Source organism: Spirillospora sp. NPDC029432, from assembly GCF_040703975.1.
Lineage (GTDB): Bacteria > Actinomycetota > Actinomycetes > Streptosporangiales > Streptosporangiaceae > Spirillospora.
Map to the genome: position 1 here is coordinate 70019 of NZ_JBEZWH010000012.1, position 17839 is coordinate 87857.

Here is a 17839-nt window from a genome sequence, read left to right on the forward strand (position 1 = left end):
GGGTCTCCCTCCTGTCGGGGTCACGCCCGGTACCGGGCCAGCAGCCGGTTGAGCAGCGCCATGGACAGCCAGATGGCGACCCCGAAGAAGCCCATGACGATCAGCAGCGCGTAGGTCGCGGCGATCGCCCCGTTCTGGGTGGCCGCCTGGATGGCGAAGCCCAGGCCCTCCCGCGCGGAGACGAACTCGGCCACGATGGCGCCGATCAGCGCGAGGACGGCGGCGGTGTTCAGCGCCGGAAGGATGTACGAGACCGCGTGCGGGATCCGCAGCTTGAACAGGATCTGCCAGCGGCCCGCCCGTACCGACCGGAACAGGTTGTACTGGTCCTCGCCGACACTGGCCAGCCCCACCATCGCGTTCACCAGCAGCGGGAAGAACGCGAGCAGCGCCGCCAGGAACGCCTTGGGGGCGAGCCCGTACCCGAAGCCCGCGATGACCATCGGGGCGATGGCCACCTTGGGGAACGTCTGGATCACCACGAGGTACGGGTAGACGGCCTTGTGGACGGCCTCGGAGAAGGTGAAGACGACCGCGAGCACGAACGCCAGCGCCGCGGCGCACACGAGCCCGACCAGCGTCTCGAAGGCCGTGGCGTAGACGTTCGGCCACAGCGCACCGGAGGTGATCATGTCCCCCAGCGCGGCGAACACCTCCCCCGGCGGTGCGATGAGCAGCGACGAGACCCATTCGTTCTCGGCCGCCAGGTACCAGAGCAGCAGGGTGCCGGCCATGATCGCGACACCGAGGACGGCGGCCTGGCCGTTGACGCCGCCGAGCGGCCTCGCCCGTCCTGGAACGTTCCGGGACGCGGTCGTCGCGGCGGGCGCGGTGGAGGTCCGGGGTACGGTCACTGGCTCTTCACCTGCTCGAGTGAGGTCCGGACGCGCTGGGTGGCCTCGAAGAACTCCGCGGTCCCGCGCGCCTCGCGCCGTCGTGGTCGGGGAAGGTCGATGTCGATCACCTCGTGGACGCCGCCCGGCCTGGCCCGCATGACCACGATCCGGTCGGACAGGTAGACCGCCTCGCTGATGCTGTGCGTGACGAACAGGACGGTCTTGGGTTCGCCGTGCCACACCCGGAGCAGCTCGTCGTTGAGGTCCTCGCGGGTGAACTCGTCCAGCGCGCCGAACGGCTCGTCCATCAGCAGCAGCCGCGGGCCGTCGATGAGGGAGCGGGCGATCGCGGCCCGCTGCTCCATGCCTCCGGACAGCTCGCGCGGGAGGCTGCCGGCGAAGTCCTGCAGCCGCATCGTGGCCAGCAGCTCGTCGGCGCGGCGGCCGGCGGCCGCGCGATCGCCGCCGCGCAGCTCCACCGGCAGCAGGATGTTCTGCCGGATCGTCCGCCAGGACAGCAGCGTCGGCTTCTGGAACGCCACGCTCACCCCGGGCGGCGGTTCGGTCACCGTGCGCCCGTCGATCTCGACGCGGCCGCCGGTGGCCGCCAGCAGGCCCGCGATGATCTTCAGTAGGGTGCTCTTGCCGCAGCCGCTGGGGCCGATGAGGGAGACGAACTCGCCCGGCCTGACGTCCAGCGTGGTCGCGGAGAGCGCGTCGACGGCGGTGCGGCCCCGCCGGTACGTCATGGCGGCGTCGCGGACGGCGATGGCCGCCCCGGTCCTCGGCTCGGTGCCCGCCTCAGCGGCGCCCACCTCACCGCCCCCCGTTCGCGAGCGCGGGCTCGCGGGTCGCGGGGCCGGCGGGCTCCGGCACGCCGAGCACCTCGTCGTAGAACCGCAGCCAGTTGCCGCCCATGAGGCCCGCCACCTCGCCGGCGGAGAAGCCGCGCGCCCGCAGCGCCTCGTCCAGGACGGGGAAGTCGCCGGGCCCGCGGAACCACGACGGCGGGCCGCTGCTCGCCGCGCCGGTGGCCAGGCCCGCGCCCTCCTGGGGGCGCCGGCTCCAGCGCCCGCTGCGCATCCAGGCCCGGTACTCGTCGGTGCCGCCGACGTTCGCGTCGGTGCCGATGCCGACGTGCGCGGCGCCCGCGATGTCGACCGTCCGCGCGACCATCTCCGACCACGCCTCGGGCGTGTCGATGAAGCCGCGGGTGAGGTTGTGGTACGTCGTCACGCCGATGACGCCGCCGGCCTCGGCCATCGCCTCCAGCACCTCACGGGGCTTGTTGCGGGGATGGTCGGTGATGTCCGAGCAGTTGGCGTGGGTGATGGCGACCGGGCGCCCGGAGGCGTGGATGGCGTCCAGGGTGGTCCGGTTCCCGACATGGGACAGGTCGATGACGATCCCGGCGCGGTTCATCCGCTCGACCACCTCGTGCCCGAAGCGGGTGAGGCCGGAGTCGACCGGCTCGTAGCAGCTGCCGCCGATGTCGTTCTGGATGTTGTAGGTGAGCTGCACGACGCGGACGCCGATCTCGGCGAAGAAGTCCACGTACGCCAGCCGGCCCTGGAGCATCGAGGAGTTCTGGAACCCCAGGATCAGGGCGGTGCGCCCCTCGGACGCCAGCCGGCGGACGTCGGCGGCCGTACGGGCGATCCCCACGAGGTCCGCGTTGTCCTCGGCGAAGTACCGCCAGGACGCGACCGCGTCCAGCGACTCCGTCGCGTCCTCCCAGAAACCGCAGGTCGTGGTGACCGCGTCGATGCGCGCCCGGCGCAGCGTCACCAACTGGTCGCGGGTCATCCGCGAGCAGTTGAGTCCGTCGATGTACACGGCGTCTCCTTTACGAGAGGGAGCGAGAGGTGGGGGTCAGAGGATCCCGGCCGGGGGCGGCGCCATCCCGGTGTGCAGCCGGGACAGGTCCGTGTCGACGCTGAGCGCCCGGTTGGAGGCGTAGTAGAGCGGCCACCAGACCTCGGCGGGCACCTCGATTCCGGTGCCGATCAGCGGCGGCGCGGGCGGCGGCGCGGCGGGCAGCACCTCCACCCGGGCGTCCGCGCCCTCGACGGCGACGTTCAGGCCGAGGCCGATCGCCGCCGCCCACAGCGACCCGGCCGCGAGCAGGTCGGCGTCGGCCAGGTCGCGGACCGTCACCGGGGCGCCGGGGCCGTCCGCGAACGCGCCCGCCAGCACGGGCGCGCCCACCAGCAGGGCGCTCCGCCCGCCGGCGTCGATGCGGCGGGGGCCGGTCCGGCGCGGCGGCGCCCAGGCGGGACGCTCCGCGCCGCCGGCGAACGCGCCGGCCAGCCGCGCCAGCGCGTCCCGGCCGAACCGGTCCACGCAGTCCACCACGAAGTCGCGGGCACCGGCGCAGGCCCCCGCCGGGACGCCCGCCAGCATCAGCAGCCGCTCGCAGACCAGCCGGAGCTCGCGGCGGTGGACGGTGAGCGTCCCGGCCATCGACTCGGGCGGGGTGACGGCGCTGATGTCGGGCCGCAGGTCCAGCCCGTGGGTGTCGTGGTCGAGGTCGAGTCTCATCCGTGCGTCCTTTCCTCGGCGATCAGCTCCGCGGAGGCGTTGCGGGCCATCTCCAGCAGCCGCCGGGTCATCTCCGCGGCGACCGTCTCGTCCACCCGGGCGGCCGGCGCGATCACGCTCAGCGCCCCCATGCAGTGCCCGCGGACCATCAGCGGGACCGCGACCGCGGTGATGTCGCTGCCCAGCCATTCGCTGCGCACCAGCGCGAAGCCCTGGTCGGCGACCTCCGCGTACACCTCCGGCGGGGCGAGCTCGGCACCGCCGGCGCGCAGCCGGTCGCGCTCGCGCTCGGAGAGGTGCGCGACGATCGCCTTGCCCGAGGCGGAGGTGGTGATGGAGATGCTCGTCTGGAACTTCTGCCGCTGGTAGATCCCCACCGGCTCGGCCCGTTCCACGATGAACAGGCCGCCCCGGTCCAGGACGGCGAACGACACCGCCTCGCCGAGGTCGACGGCGAGCCGGCGCATGCGCGGCTGGAGTATCTCGGCGATGTCGGCCTGGGCGGAGCGCATCCGGGCCAGGACCGAGACATGGTGGCTCAGGTGGTAGCGGCCCGCGTCGTCCTGGACGAACCAGCCGGCCTCCTTCGCGGTGTGCAGGTACTGGTGCATCGCACCCCGGCTCCACCCGAACCGGTCGGCCAGCTCGGCGACGGTGACCGGGCCGGAGGAGAACCCGACCGCGTCGACGATCTCCAGCATCTTGTGCGCGGTGGTGAGCACCTTCGTCCCGGTCACCGGTGGCCTCCGGCCCACCAGAAGCGGTCGCCGGGGGCGCCCAGCTCGTCGCGGGGCGGCGCGCCCTCGAAGATCAGGCCGCGCAGCGTGCGGCGCTGGACGTCCAGGGTCTTCTCCAGGCCGAAGCAGAACGCGTTCAGCACGTGGATCAGGTAGGCGGGGACCAGCTCGTCGTCGCGGTAGTCGACCCGCGCCAGCGCGTACGGGCTGTCGGTGAGGTTCTGCACGAGAGCGGTCGCGCGGAGGGCGGAGGGATGTTCGAGGAGCAGATCGCCGACCTTCCGCCCGCCGTCCGCCCCGTCCAGCAGGCCGAGCAGCGCGCCGACCTCGTCCACCGGGTTGGTCGCGAGGTCGTAGGTGTCCTCGGGGATCTCCCGCACGTGGCCGGAGCGGGGCTCCTCCGAGGCACGCGACTTGTACCAGACCCGGTTGCGGAGATCGTCGCGGTTGCGGGGGTAGTCCGCCGTCCAGGGGACCGTGGCGTGGATCGCGTCCCGCAGCCGCGACACCGGCCAGGTGGGGTCGGGCCGCATCGACTCGTCCACGACCAGTTCGCCGAGACGCGGCTCCCAGGCGTCGCGGTCCAGTTCCAGCGCGATGGACCGGAACAGCTCGGCCGCCTCGGGACCCGTCTCCGGCGACCGGGACGGCTCGACGGCGCCGAGCGCGAGCCCGGTGCCCTCGCCGCGGGCGCGGGCGCGCCGCGCCCGCAACTCCCGCCGCAGGTGGCGGAGCTCCTGCGCGACCAGCGGACCGCTCGGGAACAGGCGGTACGGGGTCGAGTCCGCCTCCTTCGCCTCGATGACGCGGCTGAGCAGATCGTCGAAGGTGTCCAGCTCGGGCGCGTCCGCCGGCCAGGTCCGGCTCAGGACGCGCGCCGTGCTCTCCTCGTACAGCCCGATCCACCGCGACACCAGCCGCGGCCGGTTCATGAAGAACAGCACCAGGCCGAGGGCCGAGCCGTTGCCGACCGCGACGCGCCGCTTCAGCTCCGGTGCCAGCCGGGCCGCGCCGGGGTTGCGCGACCGTGCCAGCGACTCGACGAGGTCGAACGAGATCTCCCGCATCATGTAGGCCGAGAGCATCTGCGCGTGGTACGGCAGCGCCAGCGGGTGGTCCGGGCCGTACGCGCTGAAGTCGACCGTGCCGAACGTGCCGTTGCCGTCCAGGCCGGTGTTGCGGAGCAGGTAGCCAGCCTCCAGCAGCCGCTCCTCGTCGGGGCTCTCACCCGCCGCCAGTGCCCGCTGGACCTCGTCGAACGCCCGCAGGCTGCGGTTGGCGCGGAACCAGATCAGCGTCCGGCCGGGCGCCCGGCCCGCGTACAGCTTGGGCATCTCGCGGCGGGTCTGCTCGATGCGCTCCTCGTCGGGCTCGCCCTCCATGAGCGCGCCCAGGACGTCCCAGCTCGACCCGATGATCCGCGGGGTCCGGTTGACCATGCGGGGCTCGCTGGAGAAGGCGACCACCGACAGCACCCGGCCGCCGGCGTCGATCCGGTAGACCAGCGTCCCGTTCCCCTCCGGGGTCAGGTCCGCCCGCACCAGGTCGATCTTCCAGCGCTCGCGGGTCATCCGGTCCATCAGCGTCCGGGTCGCGCTGAGCGGATTGGCGGGGAGCGCGGCCAGCAGGCGCGGACGCATGACCACCGATGGGGGGCGGGGCACCGCACGTTGCGTCGCCTCGAACGACATTTACCCTCGATCCATTTATATTGGACGATGTCCGATATTGATTAGGCGGCACCGTAGGCAGCCTTTCCACCGGACGTCAAGGGTCCGCTTTGCGGCACGCGCCCCGCCCCTGCGGGTTTCCATGCCCCTGTCGCGGCGTCGGATCAGATCACTACGACGCGGCGCCCGCGCGTATGACCGGCCTGGCTGTCGATGTGCGCCGCCGCGGCATCGGCGAGCGTGTACGACTTCTCGACCGGAATGTGGAGCCTCCCCCGCGAGATGAGGCCGACGGCCTCCGCGAGCGCGTCCGGCACGCTCCCGGCCACGCCGGAGAACCGCACATCGAGCTTCGGTGCGTCGAGATCGGCGATGGAGATCACCTTCCGCGGGTCCCCGGTCAGCTCGACGAGTTCGCGGATCACGCCCGAGCCGGCCAGATCGAGGGCCGCGTCGACATCGCCGAGCCGCCGTACCCGCTCGACCCAGCCCTCGCCGTACGTCGTGGCACGGGCACCCAGGCTCCGCAGGTAGTCCTGGTTCGCGGCCCCGGCGGTGCCGATCACCGCGATGCCGCGGTCGCGGGCGATCTGCAGCACCGCCGATCCGACTCCCCCGGACGCACCGCTGACCAGCAGCGTCTGCCCGGGCCGTACACCGACCTCGCGGATGATGCGCAGCGCGGTCTCCACCACGGAGGGGTACCCGGCGGCCTCTTCGAACGTCAGGCCTTCGGGCATCCGGGCCCAGGCCGACAGCACGGCGAACTCGGCATAGGTCGCGGAGCCTTCGCCGAACACGTGGTCGCCGACCTCGACCCCTTCGACGTCCTCGCCGACCTCGTCCACCACCCCGGCGGCGTCCAGTCCGAGTCCGGCGGGCAACTCGATCGGATGGGCCTTCAGGGACTGGCCTTCACGGACCCTCCAATCGACGGGGTTCACGCCCGCCGCCCGCACGGCGATGCGTACCTGGCCGGGGCCCGCGTGGGGCTTCTCGGCATCGATCAGTTGCAGAACGTCTGGACCGCCGAACTCGGCGAAGATCACCTTCTTCATGCGGCGAACCGTAGCACTAACGGTTAGTGTTTTGAACCTGTTACGGCTTCGTACCTGATAGCGTCAGGGCATGACCGTGCCCTCCGGACGCCGTGAGCGCAAGAAGGCCGCGACCCGCCAGAAGATCGCTGACACCGCGCTGTCGCTCTTCCTGGAACGCGGGTACGACGCGGTGGGCATCCGCGAAGTGGCCGCCGAGGCCGACGTGGCCGTCACCACGCTGTTCTCGCACTTCGCGTCCAAAGAGGCCCTGGTGTTCGAGCAGGACGAGGACTTCGAGCGACGCCTCACCCAGGCCGTCACCCGGGCGCCGGACGAGCCGCTCATCCCCGCGCTGCGCCGCGAGATCCACGCCCTTGTGCGGCACTGCACGGCGGACGACGCCGCCCCGATCTGGCGCATGATCGACGAATCACCCGCCCTGCGGAGGTACGAGGAGTCGATGAGGCTGCGCCACGCGGAGGCGCTGGCGACGGCCATCGCCGCCGATCCCGAACTGTCGCCGACCGCGACGGCGAGCCGGACGATCGCGAGGTTCGTGATCGATGCCTTCTCGCTGGCCCGCGAGGCGGCCGATCCGGAGGCCGCGGTGGAGGAGATCTTCCGGATGATAGAGGCGGCCTGGGAGGCCGCCTCCCCTGCTCGACGTGCGTGACGACCTGTTCAGGCCCGCGCGGAGCAGGCCGCCGGCGGGCCGGAGCCGAACGCCGCCCGCGACGACACGCTCGTCCACCCGCTGGGCGCACGGATCCGGGCTCAGTGGCTGGGGGCAGGGCCCATTGATATCTGGGCCCTGCCTTCTCGTTCAGTCTTCGCCGTTGTAGGCGCGCAGCTCGCGGCGCGCCTGGTGGCGGCTGCGGCGACGCTCTTCGCGTCGGAAGTAGTACCACTCCCGGCCGCCGCTGAGGGTGCCGCAGTCGAACAGGTAGTGGTCGGTGGCGCCCCAGTAGCAGCCGCTTCTGCCACGCCGGTTCATGGACGTACTGCCGGGGGTGATCTCCTCCGGCAGGGTGCAAGGCCCGAACCGGTGGTCATGCACGGGACGGCAGTTCACCATCGGCGCCTCGGCCATCCCCACCCACCAGGGCCGGGTCTTGTCGGTCTTGCTCATACGGTCACCTTTCGGCTCCGCGACGCCCCGGGTTGGGGCTGTCACAAGACCGGATGCACCGTGATCACCTCCAACTTCGCGCGCGATACATCGGACCGAAAAGCGTCGTTCGCCGTTCAGAGAACCTGATCCCGACCATACCGCCGGCCGGACGGGCGAGCCGAGTCGCCGGCCGTGACCCGCGTGGCGATGGCCGCGCTGCCGATCGAGGTGCACGCCGCAGCGAACGCTGCGGTGAACCCGGGGGTCGCGGTCGCGGAAGGGGAACCTCCAGGTCGTCGGCGCGCCGGGTGGGTCAACGCGACCGGCGGGGACGGCGGAAGCCGAAGGTGACGACGATCAGGCCGGCGACGATGACGACCAGGATGCCGGTGCGTCCGTCCACGAGACCGCGAAGCGTGCCGGCCGTCCGGGCCAGCAGGCCCTCGTCGCGGGGCCGGGCCGATCCGCCCAGCCAGATCGACCCGTCCGAAGCGGTCGCGGGCACGCGATGGGAGTCCCGCACGGTCCGCGGGAGCCGTGGCCGGTGCTGATCCATCTGGGCGGCACTGAGCCGGGTCGGGTCCAGCCTGCCGAAGTCGACACCGCCGTAGGTCATCTTGTAGATGGTCCCGTCGTCTCCCATCGGCTGCTCGTAGGTGAACTCCCCGTCCCGGATCGAGGCGACCAACCGGTCGAAGACCTGCCGTGGGCGCCACCTGCCCTGGAGCCTGGCCGGGCCGAGGTCGCCGGTGCCGATGAGGTGGTCGAACGAGGTGCGGTGGCCGTCCTGGTGCCGCTTGCGGATCCACTGGGCGATGACGCGGGCCATGAAAGCGCGGCGCAGCGGAGCGTACTCCGGGTCCTTGTTGACCGCCTCGGTGAGCTTCGGCACGACCATCGCCTGCTCCAGCCGCTCGTTGCGGGCGTTGGCGGCCGGGTCAGGGGTGCAGGACATCCCGGCGACCCGCTCCGCCTTGGACCTGACCGCCAGCTCGGCCTTGATGACGTAGAGGGAGTCGCCGTCCTCGCGGACCCGCACGTCACCGGGCACGATCCACATCCGGGACGAGTAGCACGCCGTCTTCGTCGGGCTCAGGATCGCGCGCCAGTAGCGTGCTCCGAACTCGGTCCTGGGATCGATCATCCTGCCCACGGTGCGCTTCATGGCGAGGTCGGCCTCGAGGAGCACCCGGCCGGTGTCGGTCTGCCCGAGCCGGTCGTCCACGATCCTGTCGGGCTCGGCCGGGTTGAGGTTGACCCAGAACGTGCTCGGGTCCAGCACCAGCCAGGTCCGCAGGTCGGCCGTGGAGGCGCTGACCACGTCGAAGCCGCTCGCCGGGTCCTGGTGGGCGCCGGCCGGGGCGGGGCGTCCGGAGAAGGAGTACCGCACGCCCGACGAACCGTCCGACATGTAGCGCATTTCCAGCGTCGAGAGGTCGACGCCGCCCAGATCCCCGCCGCCGAACGCCTTCTCGATCGCGCTGGGCGCGCACGGTGCTTTGAGCCGCACCACCGTCAGAGCCGGCCCGCCCCCGCCGCGGCCGTTCAACGTGCTGGTGGCGCACTGTCCGGACGACGGGCTCAGCCCTAGGTTGCGCGCCGGCTGCGCCTGTCTCTCCCGCCGGTACTGCCGCTTCGCGTCGTTCACCGCTCTGACCAGCTCGTCCCTGGTGCGCGCGACCCTGACGTTCGCGGCCGCGAATTCTCGTCGCGTCTCCTCGGAGATCCTGTTCTCCGGTGTGAAGACGATGGCCGGCTTTCCGGTGGGATTCAGCACCGGGTGGCGCAGGAGACCAGGGCGAGAAACGTTACCGGTCGTCTCACCCAGGACTTGCTTGCGCTTAGTGTCGGCACTCGCGGTGGTCACCTCGATGAAGAACTCTTTGCCCTCGATATCCATCTCGGCGTCGAGATTGCGTCCGGCTTGCCGCTGGTCCGGCGGCTCGGCGTATCTCCTGTTGATGTCGATGACTTCCGGCCGGATCCAGTTCGCGACGACGGCTTCCCAGTAGGCGGCGTTCTGCTTTCGCGCCAGTTCGGATTTCTGCCTGGCCTGCCAGTGCACCCGCTTGGCCCTGTTGTATTCCTGTTCGGCTATCCGGACATCCCATTCCCGGACCCCGCGCTCGGGCCCGCTCGCATTGTCACGAGCCGCCCGCGCCCGGTGGAGAGCGTCTTCGGCCTGGGCGAGGGCCCTCTCGGCCGCGACTCGTTCCTTCTCCGCCGCGGTGAACGCATCGGCGCTGCGCGGCTGCCGGAGCGCGTGGCGCAACTGCGCGTCCACGAGCTTCCGTGCCAGGACGTCGACCTGGCGCCCCAGCCCGTTGGCCGCCTTCCGTTCTCTCGGTGACGCCGCGGTGGTCCGCGCTTCCTCCGCAAGTTCCCGAAGACGGGCCAGGTTGTCCCGTGCCCGGTCGAAATCGCCGGCCTGGATGGCGGCGTTGATCCGCTGGATGAACGGGCGGTGGTCGGGGGGCGCCGCGAGGACGGCGGGGGCGCAGGTGAAGGCGAGAAGGACGGCCGCCAGAACGGCGAGGAGGCGCTTCCCTCGGCTGGGACGGTCATCGCGCACTGGAGTCCCCTTGGCCGGAAGGCCCCGCGGGGGACTCTCCTGCGGCGCCGATGTAGGAGGCGAGGGCCCGGTCCGCCTGCTGCCGTCCGCCGGCCGCGGCCCGTCCCTTGCGGAAGGCGCGGGCGCCGGCCACGCCGAGGATGCCCAGTGCCGCGAGGGCGACGACGGTGACACCGACCAGGGAGTGCCGGGTCGAGCAGGCGTCGCCGCCGCCGAGCCGGAGCCCGCCGCCGCGGGAGTCGATCTTGATGTCGGGGCGGTAGGCGTAGCTGACGTGGCAGGCCGAGGCGGGCGGCGCGGCCTGCGGCAGTGCCAGGCAGGTCAGGAGGAAGGTCAGCGCGAGCGTCGCCGCGACGGCACGGGCGGCTCGGGCGGCACGGAACGGGGCGGTGCGGCTCATCGGGTCACCGCCGAGCCGACATCGGACTTCAACCGCATCACCTTCGCTCGCAGCCTCGAACCTTCCTCACCCGCCCGCGCCGCGTCCTCTCCCCGGTGCAGGTGCGAGGCCGCCAGCTCCAGTTGGGCGGACTGCAGGCGCAGCACCCTCAGTGCCGGGTCGCGGCCGTGCCTCCGCCAGATGCCCGCCAGCGCCCAGAACCGCATCGACGGGTCGATCAGGAACGGTGCCTCCGTACGGGTGATGGCGCCGCCGCCTTCGGTCGTCTCGGCCGTCACCGCCGCGCGCGCGTCGGCCGCCCGGGCGCGGCGAGCCGACCTCAGCATCAGGACGGCCAGCACGATGAACGGCGATTGCGGCAGGAGCCAGATGAACGGCGAGACCACCAGCGTGTCGAACGCGCCGCCGGTCTCGATGTGCTCGCCGATCGACCGCGACCACCAGCTCGCCAGCATCTCCGTCGCGACGGCTCCGCCGATCGCGGTCGCGAAGGCCGCCGCGACCCGCGCCCACCGCGTCGTGCGGTCGCGGGTCGCGGCGGCGAGGGCGAGACCGGCGCCGAGCAGCGCCCCGAGGGCGACCATCCCGCCGAGCAGGCCGGCCGACTGCCTGATCCAGTACTGGAAGCCGCCCGAGGTCTCGAGGATCCCGCCGAACGATCCGAACACCTTGATGGCCAGGACGCCCTCCACGAAGCAGTATCCGAGCCCGACCGCCGCCCCCAGGGTGAGACCGGTCATCGCGTCGACACCTCGCCGCCGGAGCAGCATCAGCATCACGGCGATCCCGGCTCCCGCGACCAGCACGTTCATCGCGCTGAGGTGCAGCACCACGTAGGTCACGATGCGCGAGGTGTCGAAGGCCGGGGCCGAGGGCTCGAACAGGTGGTTGAAGAGCGTTCCGAACGCCAGGTTGGTGTAGGCGCGGCCCAGGCCGAACACCACCAGCGCGCCCCAGCCGAACGCGATCAGCAGCATCGGCGCCGGGATCCGCGCGAACCGCTGCATGGCGTGCAGGAGGACGAGCACGACCGCCGTGCCGGGCACGCAGGCGAGCGCCTGCAGCGGGTACTCGATCACGACGGTCAGTCCCAGCAGCCCGAAGGGCCCCAGCATGGCCCCGATGGTCACCCAGGTCAGCCGCGCCTCCCGGCGGGCGCGCGGACGGGCGATCGCGGTGTACGCCTGGACCAGCGCGCCCACGAGGATGCCGGCCAGCACCGTCCAGAAGACGACCTCGGGCATGGCGAGCAGCCGGTCGAACGAGGCGAACGGGGAGCCCTCGACCTCGGTCAGCTCCGAATCCTGGAAGAGCGACAGCGCCGGCTCGCCGGGGAACACCTTCGGCCGCAGCAGGTTGAGCAGCAGTTGCAGCAGGTAGATCACGATCGCGATCCGGGCGAGCAGCAGCGCCCGGCGGTGCACGGTGGCGTCCGCGGCGTCGTCGCGTGCGCGTCCGGGCTCGTGGCCGGAAGGGTGCGGCATCGCGCCACCGGGCCGCGTCATGGGGCACCGCCCGGAGTGAGCGTGGGCTGCGGCATACCGGTCGGGAAGTTCGTCGGCAGGCCGGTCGGCAATTGCGTCGGGAGGTTCGTCGGAAGGCCGGTGGGAAAGTCCGAAGGCAGCCCGGTCGGGAAGTCACTGGGAAGGCCGGTCGGAAGGTTCGTCGGGAAATTCGTCGGCAGGCCGGTCGGCGCCCCGGACGGCCCTTCCCCGAATGACGGCGGCCGCGGGCGGTCGGGCTCGTTCACTCCGGCCAGATGGGCTCCGAGCGCCGTACCGAGCTGCAGCGTCCCGGCGATCGCACCGATCATCAGCAGCCGCGCCTGCCCCCGCGGCGCGTCCTTGCCCGCATCCGTCGAGTCCACCGGCCCCCGCCTTACCAGCGATTCATCCGATTGACCAGAGTTTCAGCGAGTAAATGTGGTCGGTCAATGTCATGTGCCGCATCTGGACAGCCGGGGAACCATCGCCCGGTTTCTCGCGTCCAAGGCCGCACCTATGCCTTTCTGATGATCGCCGGACGCCTTTCCGCGTGCGCCGGGATCATCGGGCGGCTCGCCGGTCGCGGGTGGCGCGCAGGGCGCGCGTGACGCGGAGGGCGGCGAAGGCGTCCGGCACCCAGTTCATCAAGTGTCCCGGGCCCATCCGGCTCATCACAGGAACGGCGATGAGCAGCGGCAGCGCGCCGGCGAGGGTCCATGCGGCGGTCGCGATCGTACGGCGCCGGGAGGAGGCGGCAGGGCGGCGGCGCAGGAGCAGGGCCGAGCGTCCGGTGGCCGTGATGAGTGCCAAGGCCAGGGCCGTGACGCCCCAGAAGGTCAGGTGGTAGGTGGAGGCGGCGGGCGTCCGGCTTCCAACGAACACCCGCCGGGCTCCTTCCTTTCGGTCCGGTGCGGGTTCGCCCCGTCAGGCCCAGTTGGTACCGGCGGGTTCCTTGATGGTGGCGTTGAGGCGGTTGAACATGTTGGTGACGCCGATCAACATGATCAGCGCGGCGATCTGCTTCTCGTCGAAGTGGTCCGCGACCTGGTCCCACAGCCGGTCGTCCACCGCCTCACCGGAGCGGTCGGCCAGCCGGGTGACCGCCTCGGCCAGCGCCAGTGCGCCCCGTTCGGAGTCGTCGAAGAACGGCGCCTCCCGCCACGCGGCGACCGCCGCGATCCGCTCGCCGCTCTCGCCGGCCTTGACCAGATTGGCGTGGTGGGCGTGCACGCACGCCGAGCAGCCGTTGATCTGGCTGACGCGCAGCCCCACGATCTCCTGCAGCTCGTGCGAGATGCCCCCGGCGTTGACCGCCTTGAAGATCGCTCCGATGCCCTTCATCCCGTCGGGCAGTACGAAGGCGGGATTGGTCATGCGCGCTTGCATCATCGTTTCCTTTCGCGGTGCGGGCTGCCACACCGGTGTGCTCGGCCCCGTCAATGCCGTGACGGGTACCGGTGTGACCAGCACCAACATTCGCCCCGGCCCACGTCTGGATCAACGTAAACTTCGCGCACGTAGCGATAACGCACGCCTTATGACCGCAGATGGGGGCGCCGGTGGAACTGCGGGACATCGAGATCTTCCTGACGCTGGCCGAGGAGTTGCACTTCGCCCGGACCGCCGCCCGGCTGCACGTTTCGCAGGCCCGGGTCAGTCAGGCGATCGGCCGGCAGGAACGCCGCCTCGGGGGCCTGCTGTTCGACCGCTCCAACCGGCGGCAGATCCGCCTCACCCCGCTCGGCCGCCAGCTCCGCGACGACCTCGGCCCGATGTACACGGGGCTGCGCGAAAGCCTGGAGCGCGCCCGCCAGACCGCCCAGGGCATCACCGCCACCCTGCGGGTCGGCATGCTGCCGTTCAACATCGCCGACCTGCACCCCTACTGGAAGACCTTCCGTTCACGGCACCCGCAGTGGCGATTGCAGATCCGCCGCGCCCCCTTCATCGACCCGTTCGCCGGACTCCGCGACGGCGGGCTCGACATTCTGGTCGTGTGGCTTCCCGTGGAAGAACCCGACCTCACCACGGGACCGGTCCTGTTCAGCGACCCGCGCCTGCTGGCGGTGTCGGCAGAGGACGAGCTGGCCACACGGACCTCGGTGTCACTGGAAGTGCTCGCCCACCGCCCGCATGCCATGGCCCCTCGCATGCCGGACTACTGGGAGGACCGGTACCTGCCCTTCCGCACCCCGCAGGGCCGCGCCATCGAACGCAGCCAGACCATCAGCAACGGCGACGACCTCATCCACCTCGTCGGCACCGGGGAGATCGTCCACAGCTTTCCGGCCCACGTCACCAAATACTGGGCGATGCCGCACATCCGATGGCTGCCCATCCGCGACATGGCTCCCCTGCCCTACGCCCTGGTGTGGCGCACCGAGAACGAAAACGAGCCCATCCGAGCACTCGCACGCATCGTCCAGGACCTCGGCCCCATGCACCCGCACGGAACCTGAGCGACCCAGGCCCCCGGGAACCAGGAGATCGAGCGGCGGACCACCGCCGCGGCCGCCGATCCCCCGATGGAATGTGCGGTCCCGCCGGCGGGTGGGATGCGGCGGGCGGCATGCCCGAGGCGGGGGCGTCCTGTCCGCGCGGGACCTGGCGGGCTCGGCGGTCCGTCGAGTCCGCCAGGCCGGTGCCGCTCCGGCGTCCGGGCCCTGTCGTCAGCGCCGGTGCGTCAGGAGTCCCGGCCGGTAGGGCAGGAGGCCGTAGTCGCCGCCGGAGCCGGGATCGCGTCCCTGGTAGAGAAACCGCAGGTTGCAGGGATCGACGGTGAACGTCTGATCGGCGCCGGCGCGGATCAGTTCGCCATGGCTGATGTCGTTCGTCCAGGTGGCGCCGCTGTTGGCCTTGCCGGCGAAGGGGTTGCCCTCCGTCGCGGCCTGCGGTGTCCACGAACCGTTCAGGCTGGTCGCCGTGAACGAGCGGAAATAGCGTCCCCTCGAACCGATCGCCTCGACGATCATGAGATAGCGGTTCTGGCCCTGGAGCCGGTAGACCTGAACGGCCTCGAACAGGTTGCTGGTCGTATCGCTCATGACCACCGTCGAGTGCGTACCGAAACTGCCCGGGAAGTTCCCGATCGGCATTCCGGCTCGGTAGATCCTGCCGTTGTCGCCGGCGAAGAAAAGGTACATGTTCGTGCCGTCACCGATGAGCGTCTGGTCGATGGGCCCTGTCCCGGAGCCGGTTATGCGTCCGGAGAAGAGCACCTGCTGTGATGACCAGCCATTCGGGTTCGTGGGGTCGCTCGACGTCCGGTAGGAGAAGGCGGTCCCGCCCCACTGGTAGGCGAGCACCCAGATCTTCTTCGGCGCGAAGTAGAAGAGCGTGGGCGCGACGGCGGCGTTCGGCATCGCGTTCTGGCCGGCCGAGGCCATATCCGACCAGTCGGTGAACGGGGCGAAGTTCATCGACCCCCACCTCGTCCCCGTATCGTGCGTCGTCGCATAGACGAGATGCCTGCCGTTATAGGGGGCGACCGTGAAGTCCTTGAGCGAGACCCATCCGGGCTTGGGCTGCGCAAGCGGCCCCGTTGACGTCCAGCGGTATGCCGTCGGAAGATCGCAGGTCGAAGTGGGAGCGCCGCTGACCTGGACGAGCTGCCACTGCTGGTTGCCGCCGCCCCAGTCGTCGTACTGGACGATGTTGGCGCCGTCGGCGGTGGAGCCGCCCTGCACTTCGAGGGCCTTGTCGCTGTGGCGCGAGATGAACCTGACGTGGCCTCCCGGGCTCTCCGCCGGCCGCCACTGCTGTTCGGCGCCGTTCAGATCGGCCCCCTGGACGATCGAGGCGCCGTTGGCGGTGGAGAGGTTGGAAACCTCCAGCACCTCGCCGGAATGGCGGGACTTGATGCGGTAGTAACCGCCGCCGGAATCGACGAACCGCCACTGCTGCCGGCTCTGGTCGTTCCTGGCCGACTGGGTGATGCGGGCGCCGTCGCCGGCCGCCGGGTCGGAGACGCTCAGGGCCTTTCCGCTGTTGCGGTTGACCAGGACATACGATTCGTTCACATCCACTGTCGCGGCCTGAACGGTCCGTACGTCCGTCACGGACAGGAGCACCGACAGCAGGAGCGATGACAGCATCGCCGCACCGGTCCTCAACATGAACCCTTCCCTTCGTCCAGCGTGAGTGATAGCGCTCACATTTCCTGGCGAGCTGAACCATCTCTCCATCGGTCGGCCGGGTGGTGGCCGGAGTAAATACGAGGCAGAACGAGATGGTCAAGTGGTCCGGGACCTTTTCCAACGGTTTCTATGAGAGCTCACAATGAATCCGCGACGCCCTGGTGGCGTGCGCATTCCTGTGGTGGAGTGTGGCGCCTGCCGCACGGCTCCGTTCCCGTGCTCCCGCCCTCGTTCACAGGAGGAACAGACGTGCGTACGAACGCCATGCCCAGGTCCCGGGTCCGCGGCCGGGCCCTCCTCGCAGGCGCTCTCGCGGTGCTCGGCACGACCGCTCCGGTGGCACCGTCTCCGGCCGCCGCCGCGGAGGACACGCTGGGCGCCGCGGCGGCGCGGAGCGGCCGCTACTTCGGTACCGCCATCGCCTCGGGCAGACTCGGCGACCCGGCGTACACCACGATCGCCGGCCGCGAGTTCGACTCGGTGACCGCCGAGAACGAAATGAAGATCGACGCCACCGAACCCCAGCCGGGCCGGTTCGACTTCACCGCCGGAGATCGCGTCTACGACTGGGCGGCCCGGAACGCCAAGCAGGTCCGCGGCCACACCCTGGCATGGCACTCGCAGCAACCCGGCTGGATGCGGAGCCTCCGCGGCGGCCCGCTGCGCCAGGCGATGATCAGGCACATCAACGGCGTCATGACCCACTACAGAGGCAAGATCGTCCAGTGGGACGTCGTGAACGAGGCCTTCGCCGACGGCGGCTCGGGCGCCCGCCGCGACTCCAACCTGCAGCGCACCGGCGACGACTGGATCGAGGTCGCCTTCCGCACCGCGCGCGCCGCCGACCCGTCCGCCAAGCTCTGCTACAACGACTACAACATCGAGAACTGGACCGCGGCCAAGACCCGGGCCGTGTACGCCATGGTCCGGGACTTCAAGCAGCGCGGCGTGCCGATCGACTGCGTCGGCTTCCAGTCCCACTTCAACAACGGCAGCCCCTACAACGGCAACTTCCGTACCACCCTGCGGAGCTTCGCCGCCCTCGGCGTCGACGTGGCCATCACCGAACTGGACGTCCAGGGCGCCTCCGCCACGACCTACGCCAACGTGACCAACGACTGCCTGGCCGTCCCGCGCTGCCTCGGCATCACCGTCTGGGGGGTGCGCGACACCGACTCCTGGCGCTCGGGGCAGACACCGCTGCTGTTCGACGGCAGCGGCGGCAAGAAGGCCGCCTACACCTCGGTCCTCAACGCCCTCAACGCCGCTTCCGAAGCTCCCACCCCCGGATAGGAAACGATCGAATCGACCG

At 71.0% G+C, this 17839-nt stretch carries 18 protein-coding genes; 3 read left to right on the forward strand and 15 right to left on the reverse strand.

Annotated features, from left to right (window positions below):
- Positions 1-20: 20 nt before the first annotated feature.
- From AB0881_RS12460 to AB0881_RS12490, 7 genes are all read right to left on the reverse strand, one after another.
- Positions 21-854, reverse strand: coding sequence for an ABC transporter permease (locus AB0881_RS12460; protein WP_366616566.1), 834 nt, complete (start codon positions 852-854; stop codon positions 21-23).
- A complete protein-coding gene (locus AB0881_RS12465) occupies positions 851-1651 on the reverse strand; it encodes an ABC transporter ATP-binding protein (protein WP_366616567.1) in 801 nt (266 codons plus the stop codon). The genes AB0881_RS12460 and AB0881_RS12465 overlap by 4 nt, the downstream gene beginning before the upstream one ends.
- Position 1652: 1 nt before the next feature.
- On the reverse strand, positions 1653-2672 hold the full coding sequence (locus AB0881_RS12470; RefSeq protein WP_366616569.1) for a membrane dipeptidase: 1020 nt from the start codon (positions 2670-2672) through the stop codon (positions 1653-1655).
- 36 nt (positions 2673-2708) lie between these two features.
- Positions 2709-3377, reverse strand: coding sequence for a hypothetical protein (locus tag AB0881_RS12475; RefSeq protein WP_366616571.1), 669 nt, complete (start codon positions 3375-3377; stop codon positions 2709-2711).
- Positions 3374-4114, reverse strand: coding sequence for a helix-turn-helix domain-containing protein (locus tag AB0881_RS12480; protein ID WP_366616573.1), 741 nt, complete (start codon positions 4112-4114; stop codon positions 3374-3376). Before AB0881_RS12480 ends, AB0881_RS12475 begins: the two co-directional genes overlap by 4 nt.
- Positions 4111-5754 (reverse strand): hypothetical protein, encoded by a 1644-nt coding sequence (locus AB0881_RS12485; protein ID WP_366616574.1) that lies wholly within the window; start codon positions 5752-5754, stop codon positions 4111-4113. The genes AB0881_RS12480 and AB0881_RS12485 overlap by 4 nt, the downstream gene beginning before the upstream one ends.
- A 194-nt stretch (positions 5755-5948) precedes the next feature.
- Positions 5949-6842: an NADP-dependent oxidoreductase gene (locus AB0881_RS12490; protein WP_366616576.1), complete on the reverse strand. Its 894-nt coding sequence runs from the start codon at positions 6840-6842 to the stop codon at positions 5949-5951.
- Positions 6843-6912: 70 nt separating this feature from the next.
- Here AB0881_RS12490 and AB0881_RS12495 point away from each other — a divergent pair, with 70 nt between their 5' ends.
- A complete protein-coding gene (locus AB0881_RS12495) occupies positions 6913-7497 on the forward strand; it encodes a helix-turn-helix domain-containing protein (RefSeq protein ID WP_366616577.1) in 585 nt (194 codons plus the stop codon).
- A gap of 150 nt (positions 7498-7647) precedes the next feature.
- Here AB0881_RS12495 and AB0881_RS12500 read toward each other — a convergent pair whose 3' ends face one another.
- The 7 genes from AB0881_RS12500 to AB0881_RS12530 all read right to left on the reverse strand — a co-directional run bounded on the left by AB0881_RS12500 (position 7648) and on the right by AB0881_RS12530 (position 13765).
- Positions 7648-7953 carry a hypothetical protein gene (locus tag AB0881_RS12500; protein WP_366616579.1) on the reverse strand — a complete coding sequence of 102 codons (306 nt, stop codon included), beginning with the start codon at positions 7951-7953 and terminating at the stop codon, positions 7648-7650.
- Positions 7954-8248: 295 nt separating this feature from the next.
- Complete coding sequence (locus AB0881_RS12505) at positions 8249-10507, reverse strand: hypothetical protein (protein WP_366616580.1); 2259 nt, start codon at positions 10505-10507, stop codon at positions 8249-8251.
- The gene (locus AB0881_RS12510) at positions 10497-10907 is read right to left on the reverse strand and encodes a hypothetical protein (RefSeq protein ID WP_366616581.1); all 411 of its coding nucleotides are present in this window, start codon (positions 10905-10907) and stop codon (positions 10497-10499) included. The genes AB0881_RS12505 and AB0881_RS12510 overlap by 11 nt, the downstream gene beginning before the upstream one ends.
- Positions 10904-12391, reverse strand: coding sequence for a PrsW family glutamic-type intramembrane protease (locus AB0881_RS12515; protein ID WP_366616582.1), 1488 nt, complete (start codon positions 12389-12391; stop codon positions 10904-10906). The genes AB0881_RS12510 and AB0881_RS12515 overlap by 4 nt, the downstream gene beginning before the upstream one ends.
- Positions 12392-12408: 17 nt before the next feature.
- Positions 12409-12774 (reverse strand): hypothetical protein, encoded by a 366-nt coding sequence (locus tag AB0881_RS12520; RefSeq protein ID WP_366616584.1) that lies wholly within the window; start codon positions 12772-12774, stop codon positions 12409-12411.
- Between the two features lie 178 nt (positions 12775-12952).
- Positions 12953-13273, reverse strand: coding sequence for a hypothetical protein (locus tag AB0881_RS12525; protein WP_366616586.1), 321 nt, complete (start codon positions 13271-13273; stop codon positions 12953-12955).
- Positions 13274-13315: 42 nt separating this feature from the next.
- On the reverse strand, positions 13316-13765 hold the full coding sequence (locus AB0881_RS12530; protein ID WP_366616587.1) for a carboxymuconolactone decarboxylase family protein: 450 nt from the start codon (positions 13763-13765) through the stop codon (positions 13316-13318).
- 185 nt (positions 13766-13950) lie between these two features.
- Between AB0881_RS12530 and AB0881_RS12535 the strand changes: the two genes are divergently transcribed.
- Entirely contained in the window at positions 13951-14850 is a 900-nt protein-coding gene (locus AB0881_RS12535; RefSeq protein WP_366616589.1) for a LysR family transcriptional regulator, read from the forward strand.
- Between the two features lie 210 nt (positions 14851-15060).
- Here the strand turns inward: AB0881_RS12535 and AB0881_RS12540 are convergent, their stop codons facing one another.
- Positions 15061-16485, reverse strand: a complete 1425-nt coding sequence (locus AB0881_RS12540; protein WP_366616753.1) for a non-reducing end alpha-L-arabinofuranosidase family hydrolase — start codon at positions 16483-16485, stop codon at positions 15061-15063.
- 291 nt (positions 16486-16776) lie between these two features.
- Here AB0881_RS12540 and AB0881_RS12545 point away from each other — a divergent pair, with 291 nt between their 5' ends.
- Positions 16777-17820 (forward strand): endo-1,4-beta-xylanase, encoded by a 1044-nt coding sequence (locus AB0881_RS12545; RefSeq protein ID WP_366616591.1) that lies wholly within the window; start codon positions 16777-16779, stop codon positions 17818-17820.
- Positions 17821-17839: the final 19 nt, after the last annotated feature.